Annotated in this window: 22 protein-coding genes and 1 pseudogene; 12 read left to right on the top strand and 11 right to left on the bottom strand. The window is 72.2% G+C overall.

Going from position 1 to position 23979, the window contains the following annotated elements; translation table 11 throughout:
* Positions 1 to 2: 2 nt before the first annotated feature.
* Together TR48_RS04315 and TR48_RS04310 are read left to right on the top strand one after the other, a co-directional pair.
* Positions 3 to 1172 (top strand): ABC transporter permease, encoded by a 1170-nt coding sequence (locus TR48_RS04315; RefSeq protein WP_042364516.1) that lies wholly within the window; start codon positions 3 to 5, stop codon positions 1170 to 1172.
* Positions 1169 to 2338 (top strand): ABC transporter permease, encoded by a 1170-nt coding sequence (locus TR48_RS04310; RefSeq protein ID WP_042364515.1) that lies wholly within the window; start codon positions 1169 to 1171, stop codon positions 2336 to 2338. The genes TR48_RS04315 and TR48_RS04310 overlap by 4 nt, the downstream gene beginning before the upstream one ends.
* Before the next feature lie 83 nt (positions 2339 to 2421).
* Here the strand turns inward: TR48_RS04310 and TR48_RS04305 are convergent, their stop codons facing one another.
* A complete protein-coding gene (locus TR48_RS04305) occupies positions 2422 to 4359 on the bottom strand; it encodes a transglycosylase domain-containing protein (protein ID WP_052442388.1) in 1938 nt (645 codons plus the stop codon).
* A gap of 495 nt (positions 4360 to 4854) precedes the next feature.
* Between TR48_RS04305 and TR48_RS04300 the strand changes: the two genes are divergently transcribed.
* The 4 genes from TR48_RS04300 to TR48_RS04285 all read left to right on the top strand — a co-directional run bounded on the left by TR48_RS04300 (position 4855) and on the right by TR48_RS04285 (position 8554).
* Positions 4855 to 5556, top strand: coding sequence for a response regulator (locus TR48_RS04300; protein WP_042364514.1), 702 nt, complete (start codon positions 4855 to 4857; stop codon positions 5554 to 5556).
* A gap of 158 nt (positions 5557 to 5714) precedes the next feature.
* On the top strand, positions 5715 to 7214 hold the full coding sequence (locus tag TR48_RS04295; protein WP_042364513.1) for a sensor histidine kinase: 1500 nt from the start codon (positions 5715 to 5717) through the stop codon (positions 7212 to 7214).
* Positions 7211 to 7741, top strand: coding sequence for a hypothetical protein (locus TR48_RS04290; RefSeq protein ID WP_052442387.1), 531 nt, complete (start codon positions 7211 to 7213; stop codon positions 7739 to 7741). The genes TR48_RS04295 and TR48_RS04290 overlap by 4 nt, the downstream gene beginning before the upstream one ends.
* Before the next feature lie 441 nt (positions 7742 to 8182).
* Positions 8183 to 8554 (top strand): hypothetical protein, encoded by a 372-nt coding sequence (locus TR48_RS04285; RefSeq protein WP_042364512.1) that lies wholly within the window; start codon positions 8183 to 8185, stop codon positions 8552 to 8554.
* A gap of 54 nt (positions 8555 to 8608) precedes the next feature.
* Here the strand turns inward: TR48_RS04285 and TR48_RS04280 are convergent, their stop codons facing one another.
* From TR48_RS04280 to TR48_RS04270, 3 genes are all read right to left on the bottom strand, one after another.
* Entirely contained in the window at positions 8609 to 9028 is a 420-nt protein-coding gene (locus tag TR48_RS04280; RefSeq protein ID WP_042364511.1) for a TOBE domain-containing protein, read from the bottom strand.
* Between the two features lie 492 nt (positions 9029 to 9520).
* Positions 9521 to 10600 (bottom strand): NADH:flavin oxidoreductase/NADH oxidase, encoded by a 1080-nt coding sequence (locus TR48_RS04275; RefSeq protein ID WP_042364510.1) that lies wholly within the window; start codon positions 10598 to 10600, stop codon positions 9521 to 9523.
* A gap of 43 nt (positions 10601 to 10643) precedes the next feature.
* Positions 10644 to 11696 (bottom strand): NAD(P)-dependent alcohol dehydrogenase, encoded by a 1053-nt coding sequence (locus TR48_RS04270; RefSeq protein ID WP_042364509.1) that lies wholly within the window; start codon positions 11694 to 11696, stop codon positions 10644 to 10646.
* Between the two features lie 119 nt (positions 11697 to 11815).
* Between TR48_RS04270 and TR48_RS04265 the strand changes: the two genes are divergently transcribed.
* Positions 11816 to 12802, top strand: coding sequence for a helix-turn-helix transcriptional regulator (locus tag TR48_RS04265; RefSeq protein WP_042364508.1), 987 nt, complete (start codon positions 11816 to 11818; stop codon positions 12800 to 12802).
* Between the two features lie 131 nt (positions 12803 to 12933).
* Positions 12934 to 13179 carry a hypothetical protein gene (locus TR48_RS04260; RefSeq protein ID WP_042364507.1) on the top strand — a complete coding sequence of 82 codons (246 nt, stop codon included), beginning with the start codon at positions 12934 to 12936 and terminating at the stop codon, positions 13177 to 13179.
* Between the two features lie 64 nt (positions 13180 to 13243).
* Here TR48_RS04260 and TR48_RS04255 read toward each other — a convergent pair whose 3' ends face one another.
* The 3 genes from TR48_RS04255 to TR48_RS04245 all read right to left on the bottom strand — a co-directional run bounded on the left by TR48_RS04255 (position 13244) and on the right by TR48_RS04245 (position 16141).
* Positions 13244 to 14302 (bottom strand): NAD-dependent epimerase/dehydratase family protein, encoded by a 1059-nt coding sequence (locus TR48_RS04255; RefSeq protein WP_042364506.1) that lies wholly within the window; start codon positions 14300 to 14302, stop codon positions 13244 to 13246.
* 249 nt (positions 14303 to 14551) lie between these two features.
* Positions 14552 to 15334: a dioxygenase family protein gene (locus tag TR48_RS04250; RefSeq protein ID WP_042364505.1), complete on the bottom strand. Its 783-nt coding sequence runs from the start codon at positions 15332 to 15334 to the stop codon at positions 14552 to 14554.
* Between the two features lie 519 nt (positions 15335 to 15853).
* Positions 15854 to 16141, bottom strand: a complete 288-nt coding sequence (locus tag TR48_RS04245; RefSeq protein ID WP_042364504.1) for a DUF1905 domain-containing protein — start codon at positions 16139 to 16141, stop codon at positions 15854 to 15856.
* A 97-nt stretch (positions 16142 to 16238) separates the two neighbouring features.
* Between TR48_RS04245 and TR48_RS04240 the strand changes: the two genes are divergently transcribed.
* Positions 16239 to 16553 (top strand): hypothetical protein, encoded by a 315-nt coding sequence (locus TR48_RS04240; RefSeq protein ID WP_152627788.1) that lies wholly within the window; start codon positions 16239 to 16241, stop codon positions 16551 to 16553.
* Positions 16554 to 16610: 57 nt separating this feature from the next.
* On the opposite strand, the pseudogene rho reads toward TR48_RS04240, so the two are convergent.
* The 3 genes and pseudogenes from rho to TR48_RS04225 form a co-directional block, all read right to left on the bottom strand.
* A pseudogene (gene rho, locus TR48_RS04235) lies at positions 16611 to 17735 on the bottom strand (transcription termination factor Rho); the annotation flags it as partial.
* A 359-nt stretch (positions 17736 to 18094) separates the two neighbouring features.
* Entirely contained in the window at positions 18095 to 18742 is a 648-nt protein-coding gene (locus tag TR48_RS04230; protein ID WP_042364502.1) for a CBS domain-containing protein, read from the bottom strand.
* Between the two features lie 105 nt (positions 18743 to 18847).
* Entirely contained in the window at positions 18848 to 20065 is a 1218-nt protein-coding gene (locus TR48_RS04225; RefSeq protein ID WP_042364501.1) for a PucR family transcriptional regulator, read from the bottom strand.
* A gap of 142 nt (positions 20066 to 20207) precedes the next feature.
* On the opposite strand from TR48_RS04225, the gene TR48_RS04220 reads away from it, so the two are divergent.
* Genes TR48_RS04220 through TR48_RS04210 form a run of 3 tightly spaced genes read left to right on the top strand, consistent with a single transcriptional unit; the run spans position 20208 to position 23683 of the window.
* A complete protein-coding gene (locus tag TR48_RS04220) occupies positions 20208 to 21755 on the top strand; it encodes a flavin-containing monooxygenase (protein ID WP_042364500.1) in 1548 nt (515 codons plus the stop codon).
* The gene (locus tag TR48_RS04215; protein WP_042364499.1) at positions 21755 to 22588 is read left to right on the top strand and encodes an SDR family NAD(P)-dependent oxidoreductase; all 834 of its coding nucleotides are present in this window, start codon (positions 21755 to 21757) and stop codon (positions 22586 to 22588) included. The genes TR48_RS04220 and TR48_RS04215 overlap by 1 nt, the downstream gene beginning before the upstream one ends.
* 30 nt (positions 22589 to 22618) lie before the next feature.
* Positions 22619 to 23683 carry an alpha/beta hydrolase gene (locus tag TR48_RS04210; RefSeq protein WP_084728770.1) on the top strand — a complete coding sequence of 355 codons (1065 nt, stop codon included), beginning with the start codon at positions 22619 to 22621 and terminating at the stop codon, positions 23681 to 23683.
* Between the two features lie 6 nt (positions 23684 to 23689).
* On the opposite strand, the gene TR48_RS42935 is transcribed toward TR48_RS04210, so the two are convergent.
* A partial coding sequence (locus TR48_RS42935) for a hypothetical protein (protein ID WP_042364498.1) occupies positions 23690 to 23979 on the bottom strand: 290 nt, incomplete at its 5' end.

Genomic DNA, 23979 nt, shown 5'->3' with positions numbered 1-23979 from the left:
CTGTGCGACCGGTACTCGCGATCGCGCTCAAGGACCTGCGGCAACGCCTGCGGGACCGTTCCGCGTGGGTGATCGTCTTTCTCGCGCCGGTGGTCATCACCGCGCTGATGTCCATGGCGTTCAGCGGAACGGCCGCCTTCCACGCCAAGGTGGCCGTGGTCGACCTCGACCACGGCACGGCCGCCGCGGGCCTGCTGCAGACGCTGCGCAGCCCTCAGCTCGCCGACACCGTCAGCGTCCGCAGCTACCCGGCCACCGAGGAAGCGGCCCAGGCGGTCCGACACGGCCCGGAGCAAGCGGGCATCGTCATCCCCGCCGGTTTCACCGCGGCGGTGGCGGGCGGGCGGCCCGAACCGGTGACCGTCCTCAGCAGCGTGGACTACCCGCTGCAGGCCCAACTGGCGAACGCGGTCGCCACCTCCTTCGTCGCCCAGGTGAACGCGGACCGCCTCTCCGTCGCCACCGCCCTGACCGCCGGCGCGCTGCCCGCCGACCTGCCCAGGCTCTCAGCACAGGCTGCCGAGCTGCGGCTGCCCGTGCAGGCGCGGCCGGCCGACGCCTCAGGCTACGCCCTCAAGGGTGTCAGCTACTTCGGGCCCAGCATGGGGATGTTCTTCGTCCTCTTCACCATCGGCTTCGCCGCTCGCGGCTACTTCAGCGAGCAGCGCCAGGGGACCTTGGACCGCATCGCCGCGGCGCCGCTCGGACGAGGCACGGTGCTTCTCGGCAAGTCCCTGGCGACCTTCGCCTACAGTCTCGCGGGCCTCGCCACCACTTTGACCGCAGCGCACTTCGTCTTCGGCGCCCGCTACGCCGACCCGCTCGGGGTGGCGGCCCTGTGCGTGGGGATGTCCGTCGCAGTGGTCTGCCTGACCACCCTGGTCATCGTGGTCTCCCGAACGGAACGTCAGGCCGAGCAGCTGTCCTCGGTCGTGGTCTTCGCGCTCGTCCTGCTGGGGGGAAACTTCGTCTTCGCTTCGGCGGGACCGGCGGCACTGCGTCGGCTGGCGTTGTTCACGCCCAACGGCTGGGCGCTGCGAGGCTTCACCGACCTCGGCACGGGCGTCAGCGGACTCGCCGCCGTCCGTGACCCTCTGCTCGGCATCGCGGCGTGCTCCGCTGTCGTCGCGCTGGTGGCCGCGGTGCTGTTCAGGCTGAGGAGGACACCATGAGGATCCTGGCAGTCACCCGGGCCACAGTGGTCCGCATCGCGCGGGACCGCGGCGCGCTGTTCTTCATGGTGCTGCTCCCCGTCGCCATCATCGTGGTCATCGGTGTGACCGTCCGCGGCTTCGACCAGTTCCGAGTCGGCGTCGTGGCGGCCGCGGACGCCGGGCCGGTCACTCGTGACCTGGTCACCACACTGACCGACGACCCCGCGCTGCGCACCCACGTCTACCCGGACCAGTCCACTGCCCGGACCGCGCTGCGCCGCAGCGAGACCGACGCTGTCGTAGTCGTCCCGGCGACGCTGGACCGGCAGGCGGCGGGCCCCGGGACGGTGACCCTCCCCATCCTGGTGGCGCCTTCGGCCACCAACGCCCAGGCCGCCGTCGCCGCTGTGGAGTCGGCCGTCGCCGACCACGCCGGGCGGGTGCAGGCCGCGCGCTTCACCGTGGCCGAGACCGGAGGCGCCTTCGACAGCCGACTGGGCCTCGCCGCCCGCACCGCCGCCGCCACGCCCTCGGTATCCGTCACACAGCGGACGGTGAACGGCCAGAGTTCCTACCTTCCCCTCGGCTACAGCTACAGCACGCCCACGATGCTGGTGCTCTTCGTCTTCATCAACGCGGTCTCCAACGGGGCATCGATCGTGCAGAACCGTCAGTCCGGCGTCTACAGCCGCGCGCTGGCAGCGCCGGTCGGTGCGGGCACCCTGGTACTCGGCGAGACGCTCGCCTATCTGTCGCTCGCCCTGGTGCAGTCGGCGCTGATCGTCTCCGTCGGCGCGCTGGCGTTCGGCGTCTCCTGGGGTGCACCTGCCGCGGCGCTGGCGCTGGTCGGGGTCTGGGCCCTGGTCGGGACCGGAGCGGGACTCCTCGCCGGAGCGCTGTTCCGCACCCCCGAGCAGGTGCACTCGATCGGCCCGGCGGTCGGCATCACGCTGGGCATGCTGGGCGGCTGCATGTGGCCGCTCGCCATCGTTCCCGCCTGGCTGCGGGCCGCCGGACACGTCGTGCCGCAGTCCTGGGCCGTCGACTCCTGGACGGAGCTGCTGTCCCGCCACGGGGGCCTGCACGCCGTCCTCGGCTACCTCGTGATCCTCACCGCCTACGCGGCCGGGCTCCTGTTGCTCGCCACGCTCGCGCTGCGCAGAAGACTGGCATCGGTCGGGTGATCCCGCACGGCGCGTGACCAACGCCGGTCTTGGAGGCGCAACCATTCCGCCGCCTCGGCCCTGTGTCGCACTCAATGCGCCCCCTACGGACGGGGAGTCGTGGGCTCCGGGGTCGGTGTGGCAGCGACGGTGAACGGGAGGTCGGGCTTGCCCTGGAGCGCTTGTGCCGTGAACGCCGTCCAGGCCTCGGTCGGGAAGTCGCTGCCGACGTCCGCGCCGACCGGGCTGAGCCCGGGGTGGATCGTGTCGGTGGCGAACATCGTTATGGCGGTGGCGAGTTGGCGGGTGTATCCGACGAACCAGTCGGGGTGGTACGGGTCGTCGGTGCCGGTCTTGCCCGCCTTGAAGCGCTGCAGGGGGGCGGTGCGACGGCCTGTCCCGTCCTTCGTCGCGGCCTCCGCCAGGATGCTGTTGACGAGCCCGGAGATCGCAGGTGGGATGGCCTGGACCGGGGTGGGGGGCGTCAGGCCGCCCACCGGAAGGCCGTCGTAGGTGATCCGGGTGACCGAGTACGGGTTGATGTGCAGACCCTGGTCGGCGAAGGTGCCATACATGGAGGCCAGCCGGACGGGGCTGATGGTGGAGGAGCCCGCGTAGAAGTCGGCGCTGTCCGAGGAGAGGCTGCCGCTGAGCGCGCCCAGTGCCTCGGCGGTGGACTTCACGGCCGGGTAGCCGACGTTCTCGCCGAGCTGGACGTACGGCGTGATCACGGAGTGCTGCATCGCCGAGCGGAGCGAGATGTCACCCCAGGAGGCGTAGCGGTCGTTCTGCTCCAACAGCGGGCCGGCGTTCTTGCCGGGCTTGCGGAGGGGGAACCCGTTCGCGCCGTAGATCTCGATGTCGCTGTTGCCGTTGAAGACGCTGTCCGGGCTGACGGCCGAGGCTGCGGTTCCGGGTCTGCGCACCGCACCGTGCGCCAGGGCGGCGGCGAGCACGACGGGCTGGAAGGTCGACCCCGCCTGGAGTCCGGCGCTGTCGGCGATGTCGTTGTAGGCCCCCTTGTCCCACCCCGGGCCTCCGTAGACGGCGAGGATGCGGCCCGTGGTGGGATCGACGCTGGCCGCACCGGCCTGGAGCGAGAGGTTCTTCCTGTCCTTCGGGTCGGCGGCGGAGGCCATCTCCTTGGTGACGGCGGTCGCCAGCTCCTCGGTGAGGGTGCGGTCGAAGGTGGTGTAGATGTGGTAGCCGCCGTGGGCGAGCTGCTGGTCGGTGATGCCCGCGTGCTGCTGGGCGTAGTCGGTGGCGAGCTGGTAGAGGTAGCCGGTCTGCCCGGTCAGGGCCGCCCGGACCCACGGGTGCGGAGTGGGGAAGGCCGAGTCGGGGTAGCGGGCACGTTCCGCGGCGGTCATCCAGCCGTCCTTGACCATCCTGTCGAGGACGTAGTGCCAGCGGGCCACCGCCTTGACCCGGGCGCGGGCGTCCGAGTCGATGTTCTGGTAGAGGCTGGGCTCGTTGACCGTGGCGGCGAGGAAGGCACCCTGCGAGACCGTCAGCGTGCGGGTGTCCACCCCGTAGTACGCCCGGGCGGCCGCGTCCAGTCCGTAGGCGTCGCGGCCGAAGTAACTGGTGTTCAGGTAGCCGGTGAGAATCTGCTGCTTGGAGTAGACGTCTCCGATCTTCGTCGCGATCAGCAGCTCCTGCAGCTTGCGCCCGATGGTGGGGCGCTGGCTGAGAAAGGAGTTCTTGACGAACTGCTGCGTGATGGTCGATCCGGACTGCAGCTGGCGACCCTGGACCATGTTCACCAGTGAGCGCACGATCCCCGTGGGGTCGACGCCGGAGTCGTGGTAGAAGTCCGCGTTCTCGGCGGCCAGGAAGTCACGCTGCACCGGCAGCGGGACCTGGTCCAGGGTGATGTTGACCCGGTTCACCGAACCGTGGGTGGCCATCACGGTGCCGTCGGACCAGTAGTAGACGTTGCTCTGCTGCAGGTTGCTCGGGTTCGGCGCGGGGATGGCGGTGGTCTCGTAGGCGTACCAGACGAGCCCGGCCAGCGCACCGAAGAGAAACAGGAGCGCCACGAGCAGGCGTTTCAGCCAGCGACGCAGCCGCCTCCGCCGCCGTATCCGGGGCGCGCGGCCAGCTTCGGGGTCGCCGGTGCGCGCCGGCTCCTGCGGAGCTGCGCCGCCCCGTTCCGCCGCGCGGCGCTGACGCCGACTCTTGCGCGAAGGCCGCACGATTCGCTCAGGCAACGGGAACTCCTTCAGGTCGAACCATGGGCCTGGGGGCGGGCCCCCGGCGGCGGGGCGGGGGACCGCGCCGCCGGGGGAGCTCGGGATGTCAGGGCGTCCCGGGACCGGGCCTCAGCACGGTGCTCCGGCGCACCGGCTCCCTGGTGCCCTGGCCGGACGTCGCGCCGAGGTGACGTCGGATCGCCGGGCTCACGAACGATCAGGCTGGTTCGGCCATGTGATCGCGACCGGCCGGGAATATGACCGAATCGCAACAGCCGGGCCTATGCGATCATCGTGTAACAGTCTTCGGGCGGGACGGTGGCCGCCGACGATACTGAGCGCATGTCCCGTGTCCTGCTCGTCGAAGACGACCCCGCCGTCCGTGAAGGCGCCCGCTTGGCCCTGCGCCGCCAAGGGCACGAGGTCGCCCCGGCCAGGACCGGGGAGGAGGGACTGGACCAACTCCGGTCGTTCCTGCCGGACGTCGTGGTGCTGGACCTGATGCTGCCGGGGATGACCGGGCTGGAGGTCTGCCGCCAGATCCGCGCGGACAGTCAGCTTCCGATCATCATCATGACGGCGTTGGGCGACGACGTGGACGTCGTGCTCGGCCTCGAGACGGGAGCGGACGACTACGTGGTCAAGCCCGTCCAGGCCCGGGTGCTGGACGCCAGGATCCGCGCCGTCCTGCGCCGGGCCGAGGCGACGCCGTCCCCCGGTGGCCGGGCCCACCCGGCCGAGACGCACGGCGACCTGAGCATCGATCGGGCCGCACTCACCGTCACCCGCGGGGACGCTCCCCTCCTGCTGGCCCCGTCGGAACTGCGGCTGCTGCTGACCCTGTCCGCCGCACCAGACCGGGTGTTCAGCCGCCAGCAGTTGCTGGAGGCCGTCTGGGAGCACAGCTACCACGGCGACGCACGGCTGGTGGACGCCTGCGTCAAACGGCTGCGCACCAAGATGGGCGAACCGCCGCGGCAGCCGCGCTACATCCAGACCGTCCGGGGCTTCGGCTACCGGTTCCACAGCCCCCGGCCCCGATGACCGAACCCTTGGCCTCTCGTACCTCGCCTTCGCACACGTCTCCTCCGCACGCCTCGCCCCGGCACACGTCTGCTCCGCACGCCTCGCCTCCGCACACCTCGCCCCGGCGCCGACGCCTGCCCCGTCCGTCGCTGCCGGGCGGCCTGCGCGTCCGGCTGGTGGCCGCGTTCGGGCTGGTCGCCGTGGCCGCCGCGCTCTCCACGGGTGCTTTGACGTTCCGTGAGGCGCGCACCGGCATCCTCCAGCAGAGCCAGGACACCGTCATCCGGCTCCTGCGCGACCGGGTCGACAACCTCGCCCCCGACCTCGCCTTCCCGCCCCGCCAAGGGGACCTGGACGGGTTCGCGACCTCCGTCGCCATGGCCGACCCCTCCCAGCAGTGGCGGGTGCTGGTGACCTACCACGGCCTGAGCGCGACCTCGACACCGCAGGACCGGTTCTCCGAGTTGACGCGCGACCTGCGCACGGAGGCGACCACCCACACGGCGACCGTCTTCCAGCGTGTCACCGCCGACGGCGGCCGCTCCTGCCTCGTGGTCGGCATGCCGGTCATGTTCGCCTCGGCGGACAACGGGCGCACGGCCACCGGCCTCACGGTCTTCGTGGTGGCGCCCCAGGACAGCGAACTGGCCTACGTCCAGGCCCTGGTCACGGCCGCGGAGCGGGCCACCGTGCCCGCGCTGGTCCTGGCGGTGCTGCTCGCCCTGCTCGCCGCCCGGGGCGTGCTGCGTCCGGTGCGGGAACTGCGCCACGCCACCCGGCGTATCGCCGAGGGCCGGCTCGACACCCGCCTCGCCGTCCACGGCTCGGACGAGCTCGCCGAGCTGTCCCACAGCTTCAACGAGACCGCCGCCGCGCTGGAGGAATCCATCGCCGAACTGCGCCGCATGGAGGCCAAGGCTCGCCGCTTCGCCGCGGACGTCTCCCACGAACTGCGCACACCGCTGGCGGCCATGTCCGTCGTCACCGACGTCCTCGACGAGGACGCCGTCGGCCTGGACCCCGACACCGCCATCGCCGTACGGCTCATCAGCCAGGAGACCGCCAACCTGGCCCGGCTGGTGGAGGACCTCATGGAGGTCTCCCGCTTCGACGCCGGCACCGCCGCGCTCCATCTGGACGTGATCGACCTGGTCGAGTCGGTCCGGCGCACCCTCTGCGCCCGGGCCTGGCAGGACCGCGTGGCCACCTGCCTGCCAGAGCCCCCGGCGCTGCGGGGCCGGGTCGACCCGCGCCGCCTCGACGTGGTCGTCGCGAACCTGGTCGGGAACGCGCTGCGCCACGGCGCGCCTCCGGTCCAGCTCACGCTCCGCGAGCTCCGGCGGCCGCCCGCCGCGGACGGAACGACACGGTGGGCGGTGATCGAGGTCCTGGACAGCGGGCCGGGCATCTCGGAGACGGTCCTGCCGCACATCTTCGACCGCTTCTACAAGTCCGACACCGCCCGCACCCGGACCGAGGGCAGCGGGCTTGGCCTCGCGATCACCGCCGAGAACGTGCACCTGCACGGCGGCACGATCCGGGCGGCCAACCACCCGGGCGGAGGTGCGCTGCTGACCGTCGAGCTCCCGCTGCCGGAGACGAACCCGGGGTCGGAGTCGGAGTCGGAACCGGGGTCGGAACCGGGATGGGAACCCGATGAGGAGGCTCGAGCATGAAGCGAGTGATACTGCTCGCCGCAGTCCTGCTGCTGTCCGGCTGCGGAATCCCCGCGACCGGCGTGATCCAGTCCGGCGACCCGGCCACCGGTGTCACGCCCGTGGGCCCGGTCCTCTACTTCGTCATCGACGGCCACCTCGTCCCCACCAGCTCTCCGATGGCGACCCCGACCGACACGGGCGTGGCCGTCAAACTCCTGCTCTCAGGCCCCGACATGCGGGAGAGGCGACTCGGCATGACGACCGCTCTGAGCGGCGTCGCCGCTCCCGCGGTCACGGTGAACGGCGCCGAGGTGACGTTGCAACTGCCCGCGGGCACCAGACCCCTGCCGTCGATCGCACTCCGCCAACTGATCTGCACGGCCGCCGCGGCACGCCTGGCCGACCCGGACACCACGGCGTCAGGCGTGACCGTGGTCGTCATCGGGCCCAACGGACGGGTCACCAAGCGCAGCAGCCACGAGTGCGTGCTCCTCCGGCCCACCCCCGCCCCCACCGCCACCACGATCCCCGGCCGCCGAGGCTGACGCACCACCGAAGCGGATGTCCGACCCTGTCCTGGGCGCAGGCGCCGATCAGACCCCCGCTCTCTGCCTTCTCCCCGGCGGGCCAACGTTGTCGACAGCGCGCCCGCCGCGACAAGGTCCCCACAAAGGCGCAGTTCGCCGCAGGGGTCAGGAGGTCGCCCTCTCGTACGTGCGGCGCGGGGAGCTCGACCGAGATCAGCAGCGAGTCGGCTGATGCGATCGCCGTTGCCGTCCCGACCCCATGCGGTCCCCCCAGCGTGGAGCAGGCATCGCCCTGCAACTCCCCGCCACAGCCGTGAGCGCGCTCCTGGCTGTGGCGGGACACAACTCCCCCGACGCGAGTGCCGGGCACCCCAGGCCGTCGTGGTGGCGGCGGATAATGTGCGGGGCGGGGAGAGCGGGTGCGCCGGTGGCGCCGATCGAGGGAGAGGCAGAGAACGGATGACCCTGGAGGAAGGCCGACGCGTCAGGCTGGCGGAGGACCTGGGGATCGGTGAGGCAGTCGCCGGTGAGCTCGGGGCCGTCGTCGGGTTCCTCTCGCTGGGAGCGGGCCTCGAAGGCACCGTCGAGCGGGTGACGGAACTCCCGGAGAACGAGGAGGTCCGGGAGTACCAGCGGCTCAAGGGGCTGTTCGACGACTACGGGCACACCATGCCGGCTGCGAGCCGAGAGCAACTGGAGGCGCAGATCGCCCTGCTGGAGCCGGAGTGGGCCGCGTACCGGGAACGCGGCAGCGGGGTGACCGCCCGGGTCCGATGGGACAACGGCTTCGTCCTCGACGGCGCGGACCAGGACATCCTCACGCCCCTGTGACGGACGCGGGCCGTGAGCTCCTGCTGGCCTCCCGCCGCCCGCAGTTGACGCTGGTCAGGCGGTGGCCAGGGCGACCTCCGTCGACTTGATCAGCGCGACCACCGAGGAGCCGACGGCGAGGCCGAGCTCGGTGACGGCGTCCTTGGTGATGGCGGCGGTGAGCTCCCCGCCCTGGACGGAGACCTTGACGGCGGCCATGGCGTTGCCGGTCGCGACGTCCGTGACGGTGCCGGGGATCTGGTTGCGAATGCTGAGCCCGGACACCGGGCCGGTGGCGAGGGAGACCTCGGTGGACTTCACGACCGCGCGCACAGCACCGCCCTCGTGCAGGCCCAGCTCCTTGACCGCATCCACGGTGATCGCGGCGGTGATCTCCTGGCCGCCCTGCAGCCTTGCCTTGACGATCGCCATGGCCTCACCGGTGGTGACGGAGGTGACGGTGCCGGGGATCTGGTTGCGAATGCTCAAAGTCATTACGGACGACCTCGCGGAAAATAGCACCACGTGCTTTTCTGGATTCACCCGCCACCCTACCGAAATTCCTCGGAGGAGGAGTTCAGACGGCATGGGCGATGGAATCGCGGAGTGTCCTCCTGCATTTCTTCACGGATTCCCGCGATCGCCTCGCAGCTGCGAGGCCCGCGCCCGGGGGACCCGCATGCGATGCCGATCAGTCCTACGCCCGGCCTCATGCCGGGGATTCCGAGGATCCCGGCCGGCATATCCGTTCCAGCGGGGGCCGACGACCTTATCCGTTCTGGCGTGGGAAACCTTCACCGAGCTGGGCGACCACGTCCGGCAGGCCATCGACGCAGCCCGCCGCAGCGGCCGCGCGGCGGGCTGACCCTGTCGAACAGGTCCGCGGCATTCGGTCGACCCCAGCCCCCTTCGAGGCCAGGACTCGCCGGCCAGGAGGCCGTCGACCGGCTTGGCCGCAGGCGGCGGACGCCTCGGGTCAGGCGCGGATCAGGCGCGGGCGTACTGGTCGAGCTTGGGGAGGGCGTGGCCGAGGGCGGCGGCCGCGTGGCGGGCCCAGTAGGGGTTGCGGAGGAGCTCGCGGCCCAGGAGGACGGCGTCGGCCTCGCCGGAGGCGAGGATCTGCTCGGCCTGGTGAGGGTCGGTGATCAGGCCGACGGCCGCCGTCGCGAGCCCGGCCTCGCTGCGGACCCGGGTGGCGAAGGGGACCTGGTAGTGCGGCTCCACCGGGATGCGCGCGTCCGGGACGTTGCCGCCGGTGGAGACGTCGAGCAGGTCCACGCCGCGGGCCTGGAGCTCCTTGGCCAGCAGGACCGTGTCGTCCGCGGTCCAGCCGCCCTCGTCGATCCAGTCGGTGGCCGAGACGCGGAAGAACAGCGGCAGTTCGTCCGGCCAGACCGCGCGGACGGCCTCGGTCACCTCCAGCGCGAAGCGCATGCGGTTCTCGATCGGGCCGCCGTAGGCGTCCGTGCGGTGGTTCGAGTACGGCGAGAGGAACTCGTGCACCAGGTAGCCGTGCGCGCCGTGGATCTCCGCGACCTGGAACCCCGCTGCCAGCGCCCGCTCCGCCGCCTCCGCGAAGCGGCGCACGGTCTCGCCGATCTGATCGACGCTCAGCTCGGTCGGCGCGGTCATCGCGCCGAAGGCCACGTCGCTCGGCGCGACGCTCTGCCAGGCGAGCGGGTGGTCCGCGGGGAGCGAGCCGCCCGGGGTGTCCCACGGACGCGCCGAGGACGCCTTGCGGCCCGCGTGCGCGAGCTGGATGCCGGGGACGGCGCCCAGCTCGCGCAGGAAGGCGGTGATCCGCCGGAAGGCGGCGGCCTGGGTGTCGTTCCAGATGCCCAGGTCCCACGGGCTGATGCGGCCCTCGGGGACCACCGCCGTCGCCTCGGTCAGGACCAGACCCGTGCCGCCCGCCGCGCGGGAGGCGAGGTGCTGGAAGTGCCACTCCCCCGGTGCGCCGGTGTCGGGCCCCTCGGCCGGTGCCGAATACTGGCACATCGGCGCCATCCAGACCCGGTTGGGCGCGGAGATGTCACGCAGGGCGAGGGGCTCGAACAGCAGGCTCATCGGGACTGTGCTCCTGAAGGCGGAAGGTGGAGAGGAGGAGAGGTCAGATCGTCGCGGTGTCGATCACGAAGCGGTAGCGCACGTCGCTGTTGAGGACGCGGGTGTAGGCCTCGTTGATCTGGTCCGCCCGGATCACCTCGACCTCCGCTCCGATGCCGTGCTCCGCGCAGAAGTCCAACATCTCCTGCGTCTGCGGGATTCCGCCGATCATCGAACCGGCCAGGGTCTTGTTGCCGCCGATGAGGGAGAAGACCGCGACCGGCACCGGGACCGGCGGCGCGCCGACCTGGACCAGGGCGCCGTTCGGCTTGAGCAGGGCCAGGTACGCGTTGAGGTCGATCTCCGCCGAGACCGTGTTGACGATCAGGTCGAAGGAGCCGGCCAGCTTCTCGAAGGTGGTCGCGTCGCCGGTGGCGTAGTAGTGGTCGGCGCCCAGCTTCAGGCCCTCGTCGCGCTTGCGCAGCGACTGCGACAGCACCGTCACCTCGGCGCCCTTGGCGTGGGCGATCTTGACGGCCATGTGGCCGAGGCCGCCGAGCCCGACGACGGCGACCTTCTTGCCCGGGCCCGCGCCGAAGCGGTCCAGCGGCGAGTAGGTGGTGATGCCGGCGCACAGCAGTGGCGCGGCCGTGTCCAGCGGGATGCCCTCGGGGATCTTGAGCGCGAAGCGCTCGGTGACGACGACCTGCTTGGCGTAGCCGCCGTAGGTGGGCTCGCCGTCGCGGCCGGTGTCGTTGTAGGTGCCGGTGGCGCCGCCGGGGCCGGAGCAGAACTGCTCGAAGCCCGCCTGGCACTGCTCGCACTCACCACAGGAGTCGACCAGGCAGCCGACGCCGACGCGGTCGCCGACCTGGTGCCGGGTGACGGCGGAGCCGACCGCGGCGACGGTTCCGGCGATCTCGTGGCCGGGCACCATCGGGAAGATGGCCGGACCCCACTCCTCGTTGACCTGGTGGATGTCCGAGTGGCAGATACCTGCGTAGGCGATGTCGATGAGGATGTCGTGCGGGCCGAGCTCGCGGCGCGGCACGGTGGTGCGCTCCAGCGGGGCCTTGGCGGCCGGGGCGGCGAACGCGGGGATCGTGCTCGTAGTCATGAGGAACAGGCTGCCGGGTGGGCGAAGCCGCAGCCAGACCCTCCGTGAACGTATGCCTGCGGTTCCTACCACTGGGAGGGTCACCCTGGTACGCACGATCGCCCGCATACTTGACTGACATGAGCCCCGACACCGCCCCGACGGACCCAGCCGCCCCGCAGGACACCCCCGCTCCCCTTGACCCGCGCGCCGAGCTGAGCGAGTTCCTGCGGACCCGGCGGGCGCGCCTGCAACCGGAGGACGTGGGCCTGCCCTACTTCGGCGCGCGGCGCCGGGTACCGGGGCTGCGCCGCGAGGAGCTGGCGCAGCTGGCCGGGGTCAGCGTCGCGTACTACACGCGGCTGGAGCAGGGCAACGCGCACAACGTGTCGGCGGCCGTGCTGGAGGCCATCGCGGACGCGCTGCGCCTGAACCGCGCCGAGCGCGAGCACCTGGAGCACCTCGCCAAGCCCGCGCCGCGCCGCGGGCGGTCGGCGACGGCGGTCCGCCCGGAGCGGGTGCGCCCGCAGTTGCAGCACCTGCTGGACGCGATGGACTCCGTCCCCGCCTACGTGCTGGGCCGCCGCTGCGACATCCTGGCCTGGAACCGGATGGCCGCCGCGCTGCTCGGCGACTTCGCTTCGCGGCCGCCGGAGCAGCGGAACATGGCGTGGATCGTCTTCATGGACCCCGCCTCGCACGAGTTGTACCTCGACTGGGAGGGCAAGGCCCGGGACGTGGTGGCGGGCCTGCGGATGCACGCCGGCCGCTCCCCCGACGACCCGCGTCTGGCCGCGCTGATCGGCGAGCTGTCGGTCAAGAGCCCCCTGTTCCGCCAGTGGTGGGCCGCCCACGACGTGCGGGGCACGGGCCCGTGCACGAAGGAGCTGCACCACCCGGTAGTCGGCCGGCTCACGCTCGTGAACGAGTCGCTGGTGCTGCCCGCCGACGCGGGCCAGATGCTCGTCACCTACGCCGCCGAGCCGGGCTCTGCCTCGGCGGAGGCCCTGCGGCTGCTCGCCAGCTGGACCGCGACCGCGCCTGAGTCGGCGCCCGGGACGACGCCCGGGGCGACACTCGACCAGGCGTCCGGCGCGGCGTCGGCGCCGACCGTCGACAACAGCTGACTCGAGCCGCGCTCCAGCCCGGTCCGACCCCGAGGTTCCGAAGATCCGGAACGGGGTGTTAACTAGGCCGCAAGCGCGGGCAAGAGCCTGTTGTCCCGCTCGTGTCGGGCTCCGAGAGGACGGTCCAGGGTATGCACCAGCAGCTGAGTCCACTCCATGCAGTCGCCCTGTACACGCTGCTCGGAGTCGCGGGCCTGTGGACCTTGATGGGCGTACGGGCCGTCTGGCTCGCCGCCTTCCGCCCGTGGGCCGTCGGCGTCAGCGGGATCGGCCTCGACCCGGACGAGCAGGTCGCTCTCTCCCGCGCGGAGCGCCGGGCCTTCGTGGCGATAGCGAACGAGCTGAACCGCGGGAACGCCGGTCTCCCCTCCGTGTAGCCCCTCCGGTTGCACCTCCGCTCCGAGTCGCCGCCGTCGTGAGGGCGTCGTCGGCCACCGCCCCTCAGCCCTCGCGGGCGTCGTGACCGTCGCGGGCGTCGTGGGCCGCCAGGATGGCCTGCTCCTTCTCCTCCGACAGGAACGGCGTCCAGGCGCTGAACTGACGGTAGTCCTCGAACGCCTCCTGCTCGCCGCCGGGGCCGAAGAGCCACGCGGCCGTCTCCCGGACGGAGTCCGTGATCGGGCGGCAGCGCACGCCCGCGGCCAGCGCCTTCGCGCTCGACGCGTCCCACACGGCTGCGCAGTCCCCGCGGTCGGCCGGGAGCCAGAGCGGGAGCTCGGTCCACGGTTCCACCTCGTGGTCGACGAAGATCCGGTCGTCGATGTAGGCGAGTTCCGCCTTGCCGCCGGTGGCGGCCACGCAGGCGGCGAGGAAGTCGCCCCAGGTGCCGTTGTCCGGCGCGCCGGAGACGAGGTAGTCCTCGACCTCGTCGCGCGGCGCGCCGGACAGCAGGTCCAGCCCGAAGGCGGCGAGGTCGCGCACGTCGATGAGGCGCAGGGCACGGTCGGGCGTGCCGGGGACGGCCATCCGCCCTCCCTGTGCGGCGCGGCGCAGCCACGCGGTGGTGCGGCGGGCGCGGTCGTGCGGGCCGACGATCAGGCCCGGTTGCAGCACGACGACGCGTCCGGGGAAGGCCGCGCGGACGGCCTTCTCGCAGCCGTCCTTCAGCCAGCCGTAGTCGCCGTCGTCCGGACCGGCGTCGGCGCGGCCGCCCTGGCGGGGCGAGAGCTCGTCGGTTGGTTCGGCGGGGAAGCCGGGGTAGACGTTGATCGTCGACACGAACAGGTACGCGTCCGCGCTCGCCGCGAGCGCGGCGGCGGACTTGGCGACCTCGAGGGGGACGTAGCCGCAGACGTCGACCACGGCGTCGTAGGGCCCGGCGGCCGCGAGCGCGGCGAGGTCCGCCTCGTCGGTCCGGTCGCCGCGCAGTGAGCGGACGCCGTCCGGATCGTTCTGGCTGCGGCCCCGGTTGAAGACCGTCACCTCCCAGCCGCGCCGCACGCCCTCCTCGGCGAACGCCCGCCCCACGAACACCGATCCACCGATCACGAGAAGCTTCATGACGAGCAGTCTGTGCGGCGGACCGGACCGGCGGAACCCTGCTCTGCGCTGGGCGAAAGAATTGCGCGGTGGGCGAACGACGGGCGCGGTTCCCGAGGGCGGGCCCACGCTGGCCCCCGCACCTCGCACGGGTGCACCTCGCACCTTCGCTCCTCGCGCACGCGCACGCCACCACCTCGCGGACGGGGGCCGCAGTCACGGCCGCTGACACAGGGTCGGCATGTCGCCGACACGTCGGTTCTGGCGTGCTCAGCCGAACTGGAGGGAGCGCTTGGACAAGCCCATCCAGAAGCCGTCGATGACGCTGCGCCCGGAGCCGAGTTCGTCCTCGGCCGCGCCGAGGGTGACGAAGAGCGGCGCGAAGTGCTCCGTGCGCGGGTGCGCGAGGTGGCCGGCGGGCGCCTTGTGCTCGAAGTCGAGCAGGGCGTCGATGTCCTGGGCCTCCAGGGCGCGGCGGCCCCAGTCGTCGAACTCCGTCATGATCGAGTGGACGCTGCCGTCCTGGGTGAGGGCCCGCAGGTTGTGGGTGAAGAAGCCGCTGCCCACGATGAGGACGCCCTCGTCCCGCAGGGGCGCGAGCTTGCGTCCGATCCGCATCAGCTCGGCAGGATCAAGAGTGGGCATCGACACCTGGAGCACGGGGACGTCGGCGTCGGGGTACATCTCGACCAGCGGGACGTAGGCCCCGTGGTCGAGGCCCCGGTCGGGGATGTCCTGCACGGGGCTGCCCGCGCCGCGCAGCAGCTTGCGGACGGAGTCGGCCAGCTCGGGCGCGCCGGGGGCGGCGTAGGTGACGTCGTAGTAGTGCTGCGGGAAGCCCCAGAAGTCGTAGACCAGCGGCACGGTCGTGGTCGCGCCGAGGGCGAGCGGCGCCTCCTCCCAGTGCGCGGAGATCATCAGCACCGCCTTGGGCTTGGGCAGCTCCGCGGACCACGCCGCGAGCTGGCCCGTCCACAGGGCGTCGTCGGCGAGCGGCGGCGCGCCGTGGCCCAGGTAGAGGGCCGGCATCTTCTCCGAGGCGGCGGTGGTCATGACTGTCCTCGTTCCCATCGGTCGGTCGCACACGACGATCTGGTTCAAATCTGAACTAATCTCGAAGCGTACTCCCTTGTTCAGATTTGAACAACTGCGCGCGCAGGCGCTTTGCTGCTGCCTTCCTTCAGTCTCCTCCCGCCGAAGTAGCGTGCGTCGCCGCTAGCCTTCCGTCGTGATCACACGTGGAGACTGGGGCGCGACGCGATCGTGGGTGGAAAAGCACCTCGCCGGCGGGGAGCGGCTCGGCGCAGGTTGAGCGTCGACGGGCCGACCGGCCGGCGGCACCTGGTGCTGCGGTCCTTCACGAAGCCCTTCTACGTCCGTCACGCGGACGGTCTGCTGTCCCGCGAAACCCGCGATCGCGGCCCATCGCGACCATCCCTCGCTGCTGATGACCTTGCTGCCCGGAGCCGTCCGGCTGGAGGAGCCTGACGCCGACCGCCGGTCCGATCTGTTGGCCGAGCAAGAGGTACCAAGAGGTACGCGTACGGTGCCGAACCCCGGCACACCCCGCTGCTACAGCCGGACGGTCAGCTCCACGGCCACGACGTCGCCCGGCGTCAGGCCATGAGGAAGGCGGACCGCCGCTTTGAGGGGGAGGAGGTAGCCGCCGTCCTTGGGGAAGAGGGAGGTGGTGAAGGCGGTGTCGCCGATGCGGGCCGAGACGGGGACGACGCCCCAGCCGTAGCTGGCTCGGGCTGCGACCTCGTGGATGTCGGCGGACTGTTCCTGCGGGACCGGGACGTAGAAGTAGGGCGCGGGGCCGCGCCATTCGATCACGCAGCCGGAGAAGGCGAGGTCCATGGGCCGGTCCGTTCCGCGGGGTGGGCGGGCTGAGGCTCACTCAGCGTACCGGCGCGGCGCGGCCGTACCCGGGCGTTGGACCCGCACACTTGTGGCCATGACCGCGACCTTGAGGCTGCAGCGCATCTTCCCCTACGCGGTGTGGGACCGCGGCCCGTGGGAGATCGAACTCGACGCCGAGGTGGTCGCGACGATCCAGGCCGGCGGGCGGCTGGAACTGGAACTCAAGGCCGGGCACCACACCCTGCTGCTGCGGGGCGCCGGGCGGCGCAAGAGCCCGGGGCGCGGGTTCATGGTCGCGGACGGCGAGCTGGTCGGCTTCGTCTGCCACCCGCAGCCCGTCTGGGGCCTGTGGGCCTACTTCGTGCCCACGCGGTGGATCGTGCTCCAGGAGCGTCGGCTGGGCGACTGATCGAACGGGCGGCTGAGCGCCGGGGCCGGGGGCCGGCCGTGGGGGCGGAGCCGCAGGTCAGGAGGCGCCCGCTCGTCCGGCGGCGATCCGGTGGAGCACGTCCATGTTGGTCGGGGACTGCTTCAGCTGGGTGAGCAGCAGCTCGGTCGCCTGCTGGGTGTCCAGCGCGCTAAGGACGCGGCGCAGCGTCCAGGTGGCGGAGGTGCGCTCGGGGCCGAGCAGCAGTTCCTCGCGGCGGGTGCCGGAGGCCTTCACGTCGACGGCGGGGAAGGCGCGCTTGTCGGCGAGCTTGCGGTCGAGCCGCAGCTCCATGTTGCCGGTGCTCTTGAACTCCTCGAAGATCAGGTCGTCCATCCGGGAGCCGGTGTCGACGAGCGCCGTGGCGATGATGGTGAGCGAGCCGCCGTCCTCGATGTTGCGGGCGGCACCGAAGAACTTCTTCGGCAGGTGCAGCGCGGCGGCGTCGATGCCACCGGTGAGGACGCGTCCCGAAGCAGGGGCGGCGGTGTTGTAGGCGCGGGCGAGGCGGGTGATCGAGTCGAGCAGCACGACGACGTCCTGGCCGAGCTCGACGAGGCGCTTGGCGCGCTCGATGGCCAGCTCGGCGAGCGCGATGTGCTCGCGGGCCGGCCGGTCGAAGGTGGAGGCGAGCACCTCGCCCCTGACCGAGCGCTCCATGTCGGTGACCTCCTCCGGGCGCTCGTCGACGAGCACGACCATGAGGTGGGCCTCCGGGTGGTTGCGGGCGAGGGCGGCGGCGATGGTCTGCATGACCACCGTCTTGCCGGTCTTCGGCGGCGCGACGATCAGGCCGCGCTGGCCCTTGCCGATCGGCGCCACCAGGTCGATGACGCGGGTGGCGAGCACGCCGGGTTCGGTCTCCAGTCGTAGCTGCTCCTCGGGGTGAAGCGGCGTCAACTCGCCGAAGACGGGCCGCCTCCGGGCCCGCTCGGGGGCGAGGCCGTTGACGGCGTCGACGCGGTTCAGGGAGAGACGGCGGTCGCCCTTGCCCTTGTTGTCGCTCGCGCGGGTGATTCCGGTGACCGTGTCACCGGGCCGCAGGCCGAGGCTGCGGACCTGAGCCGTCGACACGAACACGTCGTCGGGGCCGGGCTGGTAGCCCGAGGTGCGAAGCAGGGCGTGGCCGTCGCGGAGGTCGAGCACACCGGTGACCTGGACGAGGTCGAGGTCGACGTCCGGTGTGGTTGCCGAGGTGGCTGTGGTGGTGGTGATGGGTTCGAGTGTGGTGGTCATGGTGGGATCCACTTCTTGAGGGCGTGAGAGGTCCGGGCGTGGACGCCCGTGACCTGCGCATCGCGGGAAGTCCTCACGCGATGCGAAAACGTGCACCGGAAACGTGGTAGCGGAAACGTGGTACCGGAAAGCGCGGTGCGGTGCTTCGAGGTGACTACTGCTCTGCTTGCTCTACCGCGGTCAGAATCGCGGGAGCGGGAGCCGGGCGGAGGAGATTCACTCCGCTGCGGTCCATAGTAACAGGTACGGGCTGGCTTCTTGTCAAGTCCCCCGATTCGGGGAGCCTGTCAGCCCTCCAGCGCGAAGGTCACGTCCACGATGCCGTCGACCCCGCTCACGGCGAGCGCGACGGCCGGGATCCGGGAGGAGTCACCGAGCACGCCGCCGATGGTGGCGACGCCGTCCGCGAGGGCTACCGTCAGGTCGGCCGCGGCCTCCGCCCCGATCGTGCGGGCCAGGGCCGCACGGACCTCGCGTTCCAGGGCCGCGTCGTCGGCGAGGAAGACCCTGAGCACGTCCGCGCGGCTGACGATGCCGAGGAGCGTGCGCTCCTGGTCCACGACGGGGAGCCGCTTGACGCCGCGCTGGAGCATGGTCCGGGCCGCGCCGGCGACGGTCTCGTCCGGGCCCACGGTGACCGCGGGCGCGGTCATCAGGTCGTCGGCGACCAGCGCGGCAAGGCGGGCGGCCTGGTCGGGGTCGAGCAGGGCGGCGTCGCGTATGCCGAGCTTCTGGCGGCGGCCGGCCTGCTTGAGCAGCAGGTCCGCCTCGGAGACGATGCCGAGCACGCGCCGGGCGCCGTCGATCACCGGGAGCGCGCTGATCCGATGCTCGTCCATCAGCCGGGCCAGCTCCTTGAACGGCGTCCGGCTGGTCACGGTCACCACGTCCGCGGTCATCACGTCCCGGACGGTCCGGCTCTCTGTCTGGGTCATCGGGGTCGTCCCTCACGTCGTCGGAGCCCACGTCGTCGGAGCCGCGTGCGCCTCCAGCCTCACCGATGCGGCACGGGGTCGCCACTCCAACCGGCGGCCGACGTGTCAGGGCCGCCAGCGCAGGACTTCGAGGGCGGCGGCCACCTCGACGACGTTCTCGGCGAGCGGGCGCGGCAGCAGCCGGTCGGCGCGGGCGAGGCGGCGCAGCAGCGTGTTGCGGTGGACGTAGAGCAGGGCGGCCGCGTGCGAGGCGTTGCACTGGGCGGCGATGAAGAGGCGCACGGCGTCGGTGACCTCGGTCTCGGCGGTCTCCAGCGCGCCGAGAACGCGCCGGACGAAGTGTTCGGCGTTCTTCGGGTCCGCGGTCAGCAGGGCGACCAGCTCGACCTCCTCGTGGGTGGCGATCTGGTGGGGCGAGGCGAGCCGGGCGAGCATCCGCTGGACGGCGAGGGCGTCGAGATGGCCGCGCCGGAAGCCGTCGATTCCCTCGGCGGTCGAACCGACGGCGATCCGCACGTTCGCGTCCGGGAGCGCTGCGGCGCCGCCGCGCAGCAGCTCCGCGTCGGGGCGGCCGTGAACCCACACCCAGCGGGTCGCCGCGCTGGCGAGGACGGTGAGGGGGCGCGGGTCGCCCGCCGCGAGCGCGACCAGCTCGGCGGCACGGTCCAGGGACGCGAGGTCGGCCTCGGGGCCGTCGCTCCAGACCACGGCCGCGGTGTGCTCGCCCGCCAGCGGGTAGCCGAGGCGCTGCTCGGCGCGGCCGGCCGGGATCGGGGCGCCGTCGAGGAGCAGGCTTACGGTCTCCAGCCGCTCCGCATGGCTGCCGGTGGTGAGCTCCTCGCGCTCGCGCGCGATCTGCTCGGCGATGGCGGCGATGGTGTCGTCGACGAACGCCGCGATGGACCGGGAGGAGACGTCGAGCAGCTCGCGCAGCTCGGCGGGGTCGGCGGTGAGGCCGCAGCAGATCTCCGTCCAGCGGCGCACCGCCACCGCCTGCCCGGAGCGGTAGGCGTCCAGGGCGGTCTCGTTGAGGCCGCGTCGGACCAGGTCACGGGCGATCTCCAGCTGCGGCGGCCCGACGTTCGCGGGCACCCGGTGCCCGGGGGCCTGGACGTTGGCGGCGGCCCAGAACAGCAGGTTCGAGCGGTTGGCCCGGCGGGTGGCGGCCGCCAGGGCGGGATCGTCGGCGAGCTGCTTGTTGTGGGGGCCGGACAGCGTGGCCGCGTCGAGCTCCCGCAGCCACTCCTCCGGGGGTCGCACGGCAAGCTCCGCGCCCTGGCGGATGAGCTCGCGTACCCTCTCCGAGGGCGGTTCCCACAGCATGCGCCCACCCTACGGCCATGGTGGTGCACTTTGCTGCACAACCAAGCGCTTCAGGTGCAACCTGCCCATAGCCGAGGCCACGCGCATCGCCGACGATGATCGCCATCGGAAGTTCCGCATCACGCCGACGGGAGCCCGCGCCATGGCCGCGACAGACGAGACCGCGACACAGGAGACCGGGGACCGGCCGGCGACATCCTTCGACGTGCTGATCGTGGGCGCGGGGATCTCCGGCATCGGCGCGGGCTACTACCTCCAGCGCGAGCACCCCGGTCGCAGCTACGCCGTCCTCGAGGCCCGCGAGGCGTCCGGCGGCACCTGGGACCTGTTCCGCTACCCCGGCATCCGCTCCGACTCGGACCTGCACACCTTCGGGTACGAGTTCAAGCCCTGGCGGGACAAGGACGCGATCGCGAGCGCCGACAAGATCCTCGCCTACCTGCGCGAAACCGCCGCCGAGCACGGCATCGACCGGCACATCCGCTACCGCACCCGCGTGATCGGCGCCTCGTGGAGCTCGGCCGACGCCCGCTGGACGGTGAAGACCGAGCGCACCGACACCGGCGAGCGGACCAGGCTGACCTGCAACTGGCTCTTCGCCGCCGCCGGTTACTACCGCTACGACGAGGGCTACACCCCGTACTTCCCCGGGCGTGAGCGCTTCTCGGGCACCATCGTGCACCCGCAGCACTGGCCCGAGGACCTCGACGCGACCGGCAAGCGGGTGCTCGTCATCGGCAGCGGCGCGACCGCCGTCACCCTCGTCCCCGCGCTGGCGGAGACCGCCGCGCACGTGACCATGCTGCAGCGCACGCCGACCTACGTCATGCCGGTGCCGGCCCAGGACAAGGTGGCCAACCTGCTGCGCCGGCTCCTCGACGAGGACCGCGCCTACGCGCTGACGCGCCGCAAGAACATCGTCCGCCAGCAGGTGGTCTGGCGGCTGTTCCAGAAGTACCCCAAGGCGGCGCGCCGCCTGATCCGGAGCGTGAACGTCAAGCAGCTGCCCGAGGGCTATCCCGTCGACGAGCACTTCAACCCGCCCTACGACCCGTGGGACCAGCGGCTGTGCGCCGTCCCTGACGGCGACCTGTTCCGCACCATCCGGCAGGGCCGGGCGTCGGTGGTGACCGACAGGATCGCGACGTTCACCGAGAACGGCGTGCGGCTGGAGTCCGGGCGCGAGCTGGAGGCGGACGTCGTCGTCACCGCGACCGGGCTGAACGTGCAGGCGATGGGCGGCATCTCACTGACCGTCGACGACCGGCCGGTGAGCCTCGCGGACACCGTCGCCTACAAGGGCATGATGCTCTCCGGCGTGCCCAACTTCTCCTACTCCATCGGCTACACCAACTCCTCCTGGACGCTCAAGGTCGGCCTGCTCTGCGAGCACCTTTGCCGGCTGCTCGCCCACATGGACTCCCTCGGCTACGACACCGCCGTGCCCGTGCTCGCCGACCCGGCCATGCCCACCCGGCCGCTGCTGGACTTCGGCGCGGGCTACATCCAGCGCGCCATCGACAAGCTGCCCCGCCAGGGCGACCGCGCCCCCTGGCTGACCTCGATGAACTACGCCGGGGACGTGAAGCTGCTCCGGCACCTCCCCGTGACCGACCCGGAGCTGCGGTTCAGCGCGAGCCCGGGCGAGCGCGCCGCCGCCGGTTCCTCCGCCCAGGAGGTCTCCGCCTGATGGAGCGCTTCGACTTCACCCGCGGCACCGCCGTGGTGACCGGCGCGGCCGGCGGCATCGGCGAGCAGCTCGCCCACGCCCTCGCCCGGCGCGGCAGCGCGCTGGCGCTGGTAGACCGCGACGCCGAGGGGCTGCGACGGGTGGCCAAGGCGGTCGGCCAGCTCTCCGGGCGGCCGGTCGCCACCTACGTCGTGGACCTCTCCGACGACGCTGCCACGCACGCCCTCGGCGAGACGCTCGCGACCGCGCACCCGGACGCCACGCTGCTGGTCAACAACGCGGGCGTGGCGCTCGGCGGGACCTTCGAGCAGGTCAGCGAGGAGGAGTTCGACTGGCTGATGGCGGTCAACTACCGGGCCGTGGTGACGCTGACGCGGGCCCTGCTGCCGGTGCTGCGGGCCAACCCCGGCTCGCACCTGGTGAACCTGTCGAGCCTGTTCGGCCTGATCGCGCCGCCGGGCCAGGTCGCCTACGCCACCAGCAAGTTCGCCGTGCGCGGGTTCACCGAGGCGCTGCGCGGAGAGCTCGCGGGGCGGGTCGGGGTGACGGTGGTGCACCCGGGCGGCATCCGCACCCGGATCGCCGAGAGCAGCCGGTTCGCGTCGAGCGTGCCCGCCGCCGAGCAGGCCGCGGCACGGTCGGGGTTCGACCGGCTGCTCACCTACCCGCCGGAGCGGGCCGCCGCGGAGATCGTCACCGCCGTGGAGCGGCGCCGGCCCCGGCTGCTGATCGCGCTGAGCGCCCGCGTCCCCGATCTGGTCGCGCGGCTGTTCCCCGCCCGCTACTCCACGCTGCTGGGCCTTGTCCTCAAGGCCGCCGGTCGGCCAAAGTGAACCCGGTTTCAACTTCCCGGAGGTAGATACATGCACGGACCCGACTGGCAGCCGGACATCCTCGGCGACGGCTACGCCCAGACCACGCTCGACCTGGGCGGCGACCCGGACGGCGAGGGCCCCGTCAGCGCGGTGCTGGTGCGCCGCGAGCCACGGGCCGACGAGGACGTGCGCGGCGCGATGCTGTACGTGCACGGCTTCTCCGACTACTTCTTCCAGACCGCGCTGGCCGACTTCGCGGCCGCCCGCGGCCTCGCCTTCTACGCGCTGGACCTGCGCAAGTGCGGTCGCTCGCGCCGCCCGGGCCAGACCGCGCACTACGTCTCCGACCTCGCGCTGTACGACGCCGAGTTGGAGCGCTCGCTGGCGATCGTCGCCGCCGCGCACCCGGAGCTGCCGGTAGTACTGATGGCGCACTCCACCGGCGGCCTGGTGCTGCCGCTGTGGCTGGACCGCCGCCGCGCGGCCGGACGCGTCGCCCCCGTCGCCGGGCTGATCCTCAACAGCCCGTGGTTCGATCTGCAGGGCAAGCCGATCCAGCGCGGGCCGATGACGCAGGCGCTGCGGGTGCTCGCCCGGGTGGCTCCGATGGGCACGCTGAAGCTGCCGCCGAGCACCGTCTACGGCGACTCGGTGTACGCCGGGCGCAACGGCGAGTGGGAGTTCGACACCGAGATGAAGCCGCTCACCGGCTTCCCGGTCACGCACGGCTGGCTGAACGCGGTCCGCCGCGGCCACGCACGACTGCACCGGGGCCTGGACGTCGGCGTGCCGTCGCTGGTGCTGCGGTCGGACCGGAGCCACTGGACCGCCACCTGGTCCGAGCAGGCCAACCGCGCCGACACCGTCCTCGACGTGGACCAGATCGCCCGCTGGTCGGGCTGCCTCGGCCACGAGACCACCGTCGTCCCGATCCCGGGCGCCCGCCACGACGTCGTCCTGTCCGACCTCGACGCGCGCGAGCGCGCCTACGCGGAGATGGCCGCCTGGCTGGACCGACAGCAGCGGGCGAAAGCCAAGCCCGCCGAGCAGGCCCCCACGGAGAACGACGACGCCGGGAAGGACGCCGACGAGGAGGCCGTCGCCGCCTCCTGACCGGCCTCAGGCCTCGGGGGTCTCGCGCAGGTCGCGCAGGGTGGCGGTGAGGGTCAGGGCGAGCAGGACGAGTGCGCTCCCCGCCGCCACGGCCGGGCGGTCGGGTTCGGGGCGGCCGAAGGCGGCGGAGAGGGCGACCGAGCCGGTCAGCAGGCTGCCTGCGGTGAGGCTGTACAGGGCGAGGCGGAGCCGTCGCGCCGACGGGGCCGCGAGCGTCGCTCCGCCGGAGCCGGCGACGACGCGGCAGGCCTGGACCGCTCCGGCGGCCAGGCTCGCCCACCAGCAGGCCGCCGCGG

It is taken from the genome of Streptacidiphilus neutrinimicus (assembly GCF_000787815.1).
In the GTDB taxonomy this organism is placed as follows: Bacteria; Actinomycetota; Actinomycetes; order Streptomycetales; family Streptomycetaceae; genus Streptacidiphilus; species Streptacidiphilus neutrinimicus.
Note: the sequence above shows the minus strand (reverse complement) of the source record. Positions and strands in the feature narration are given on the sequence as shown.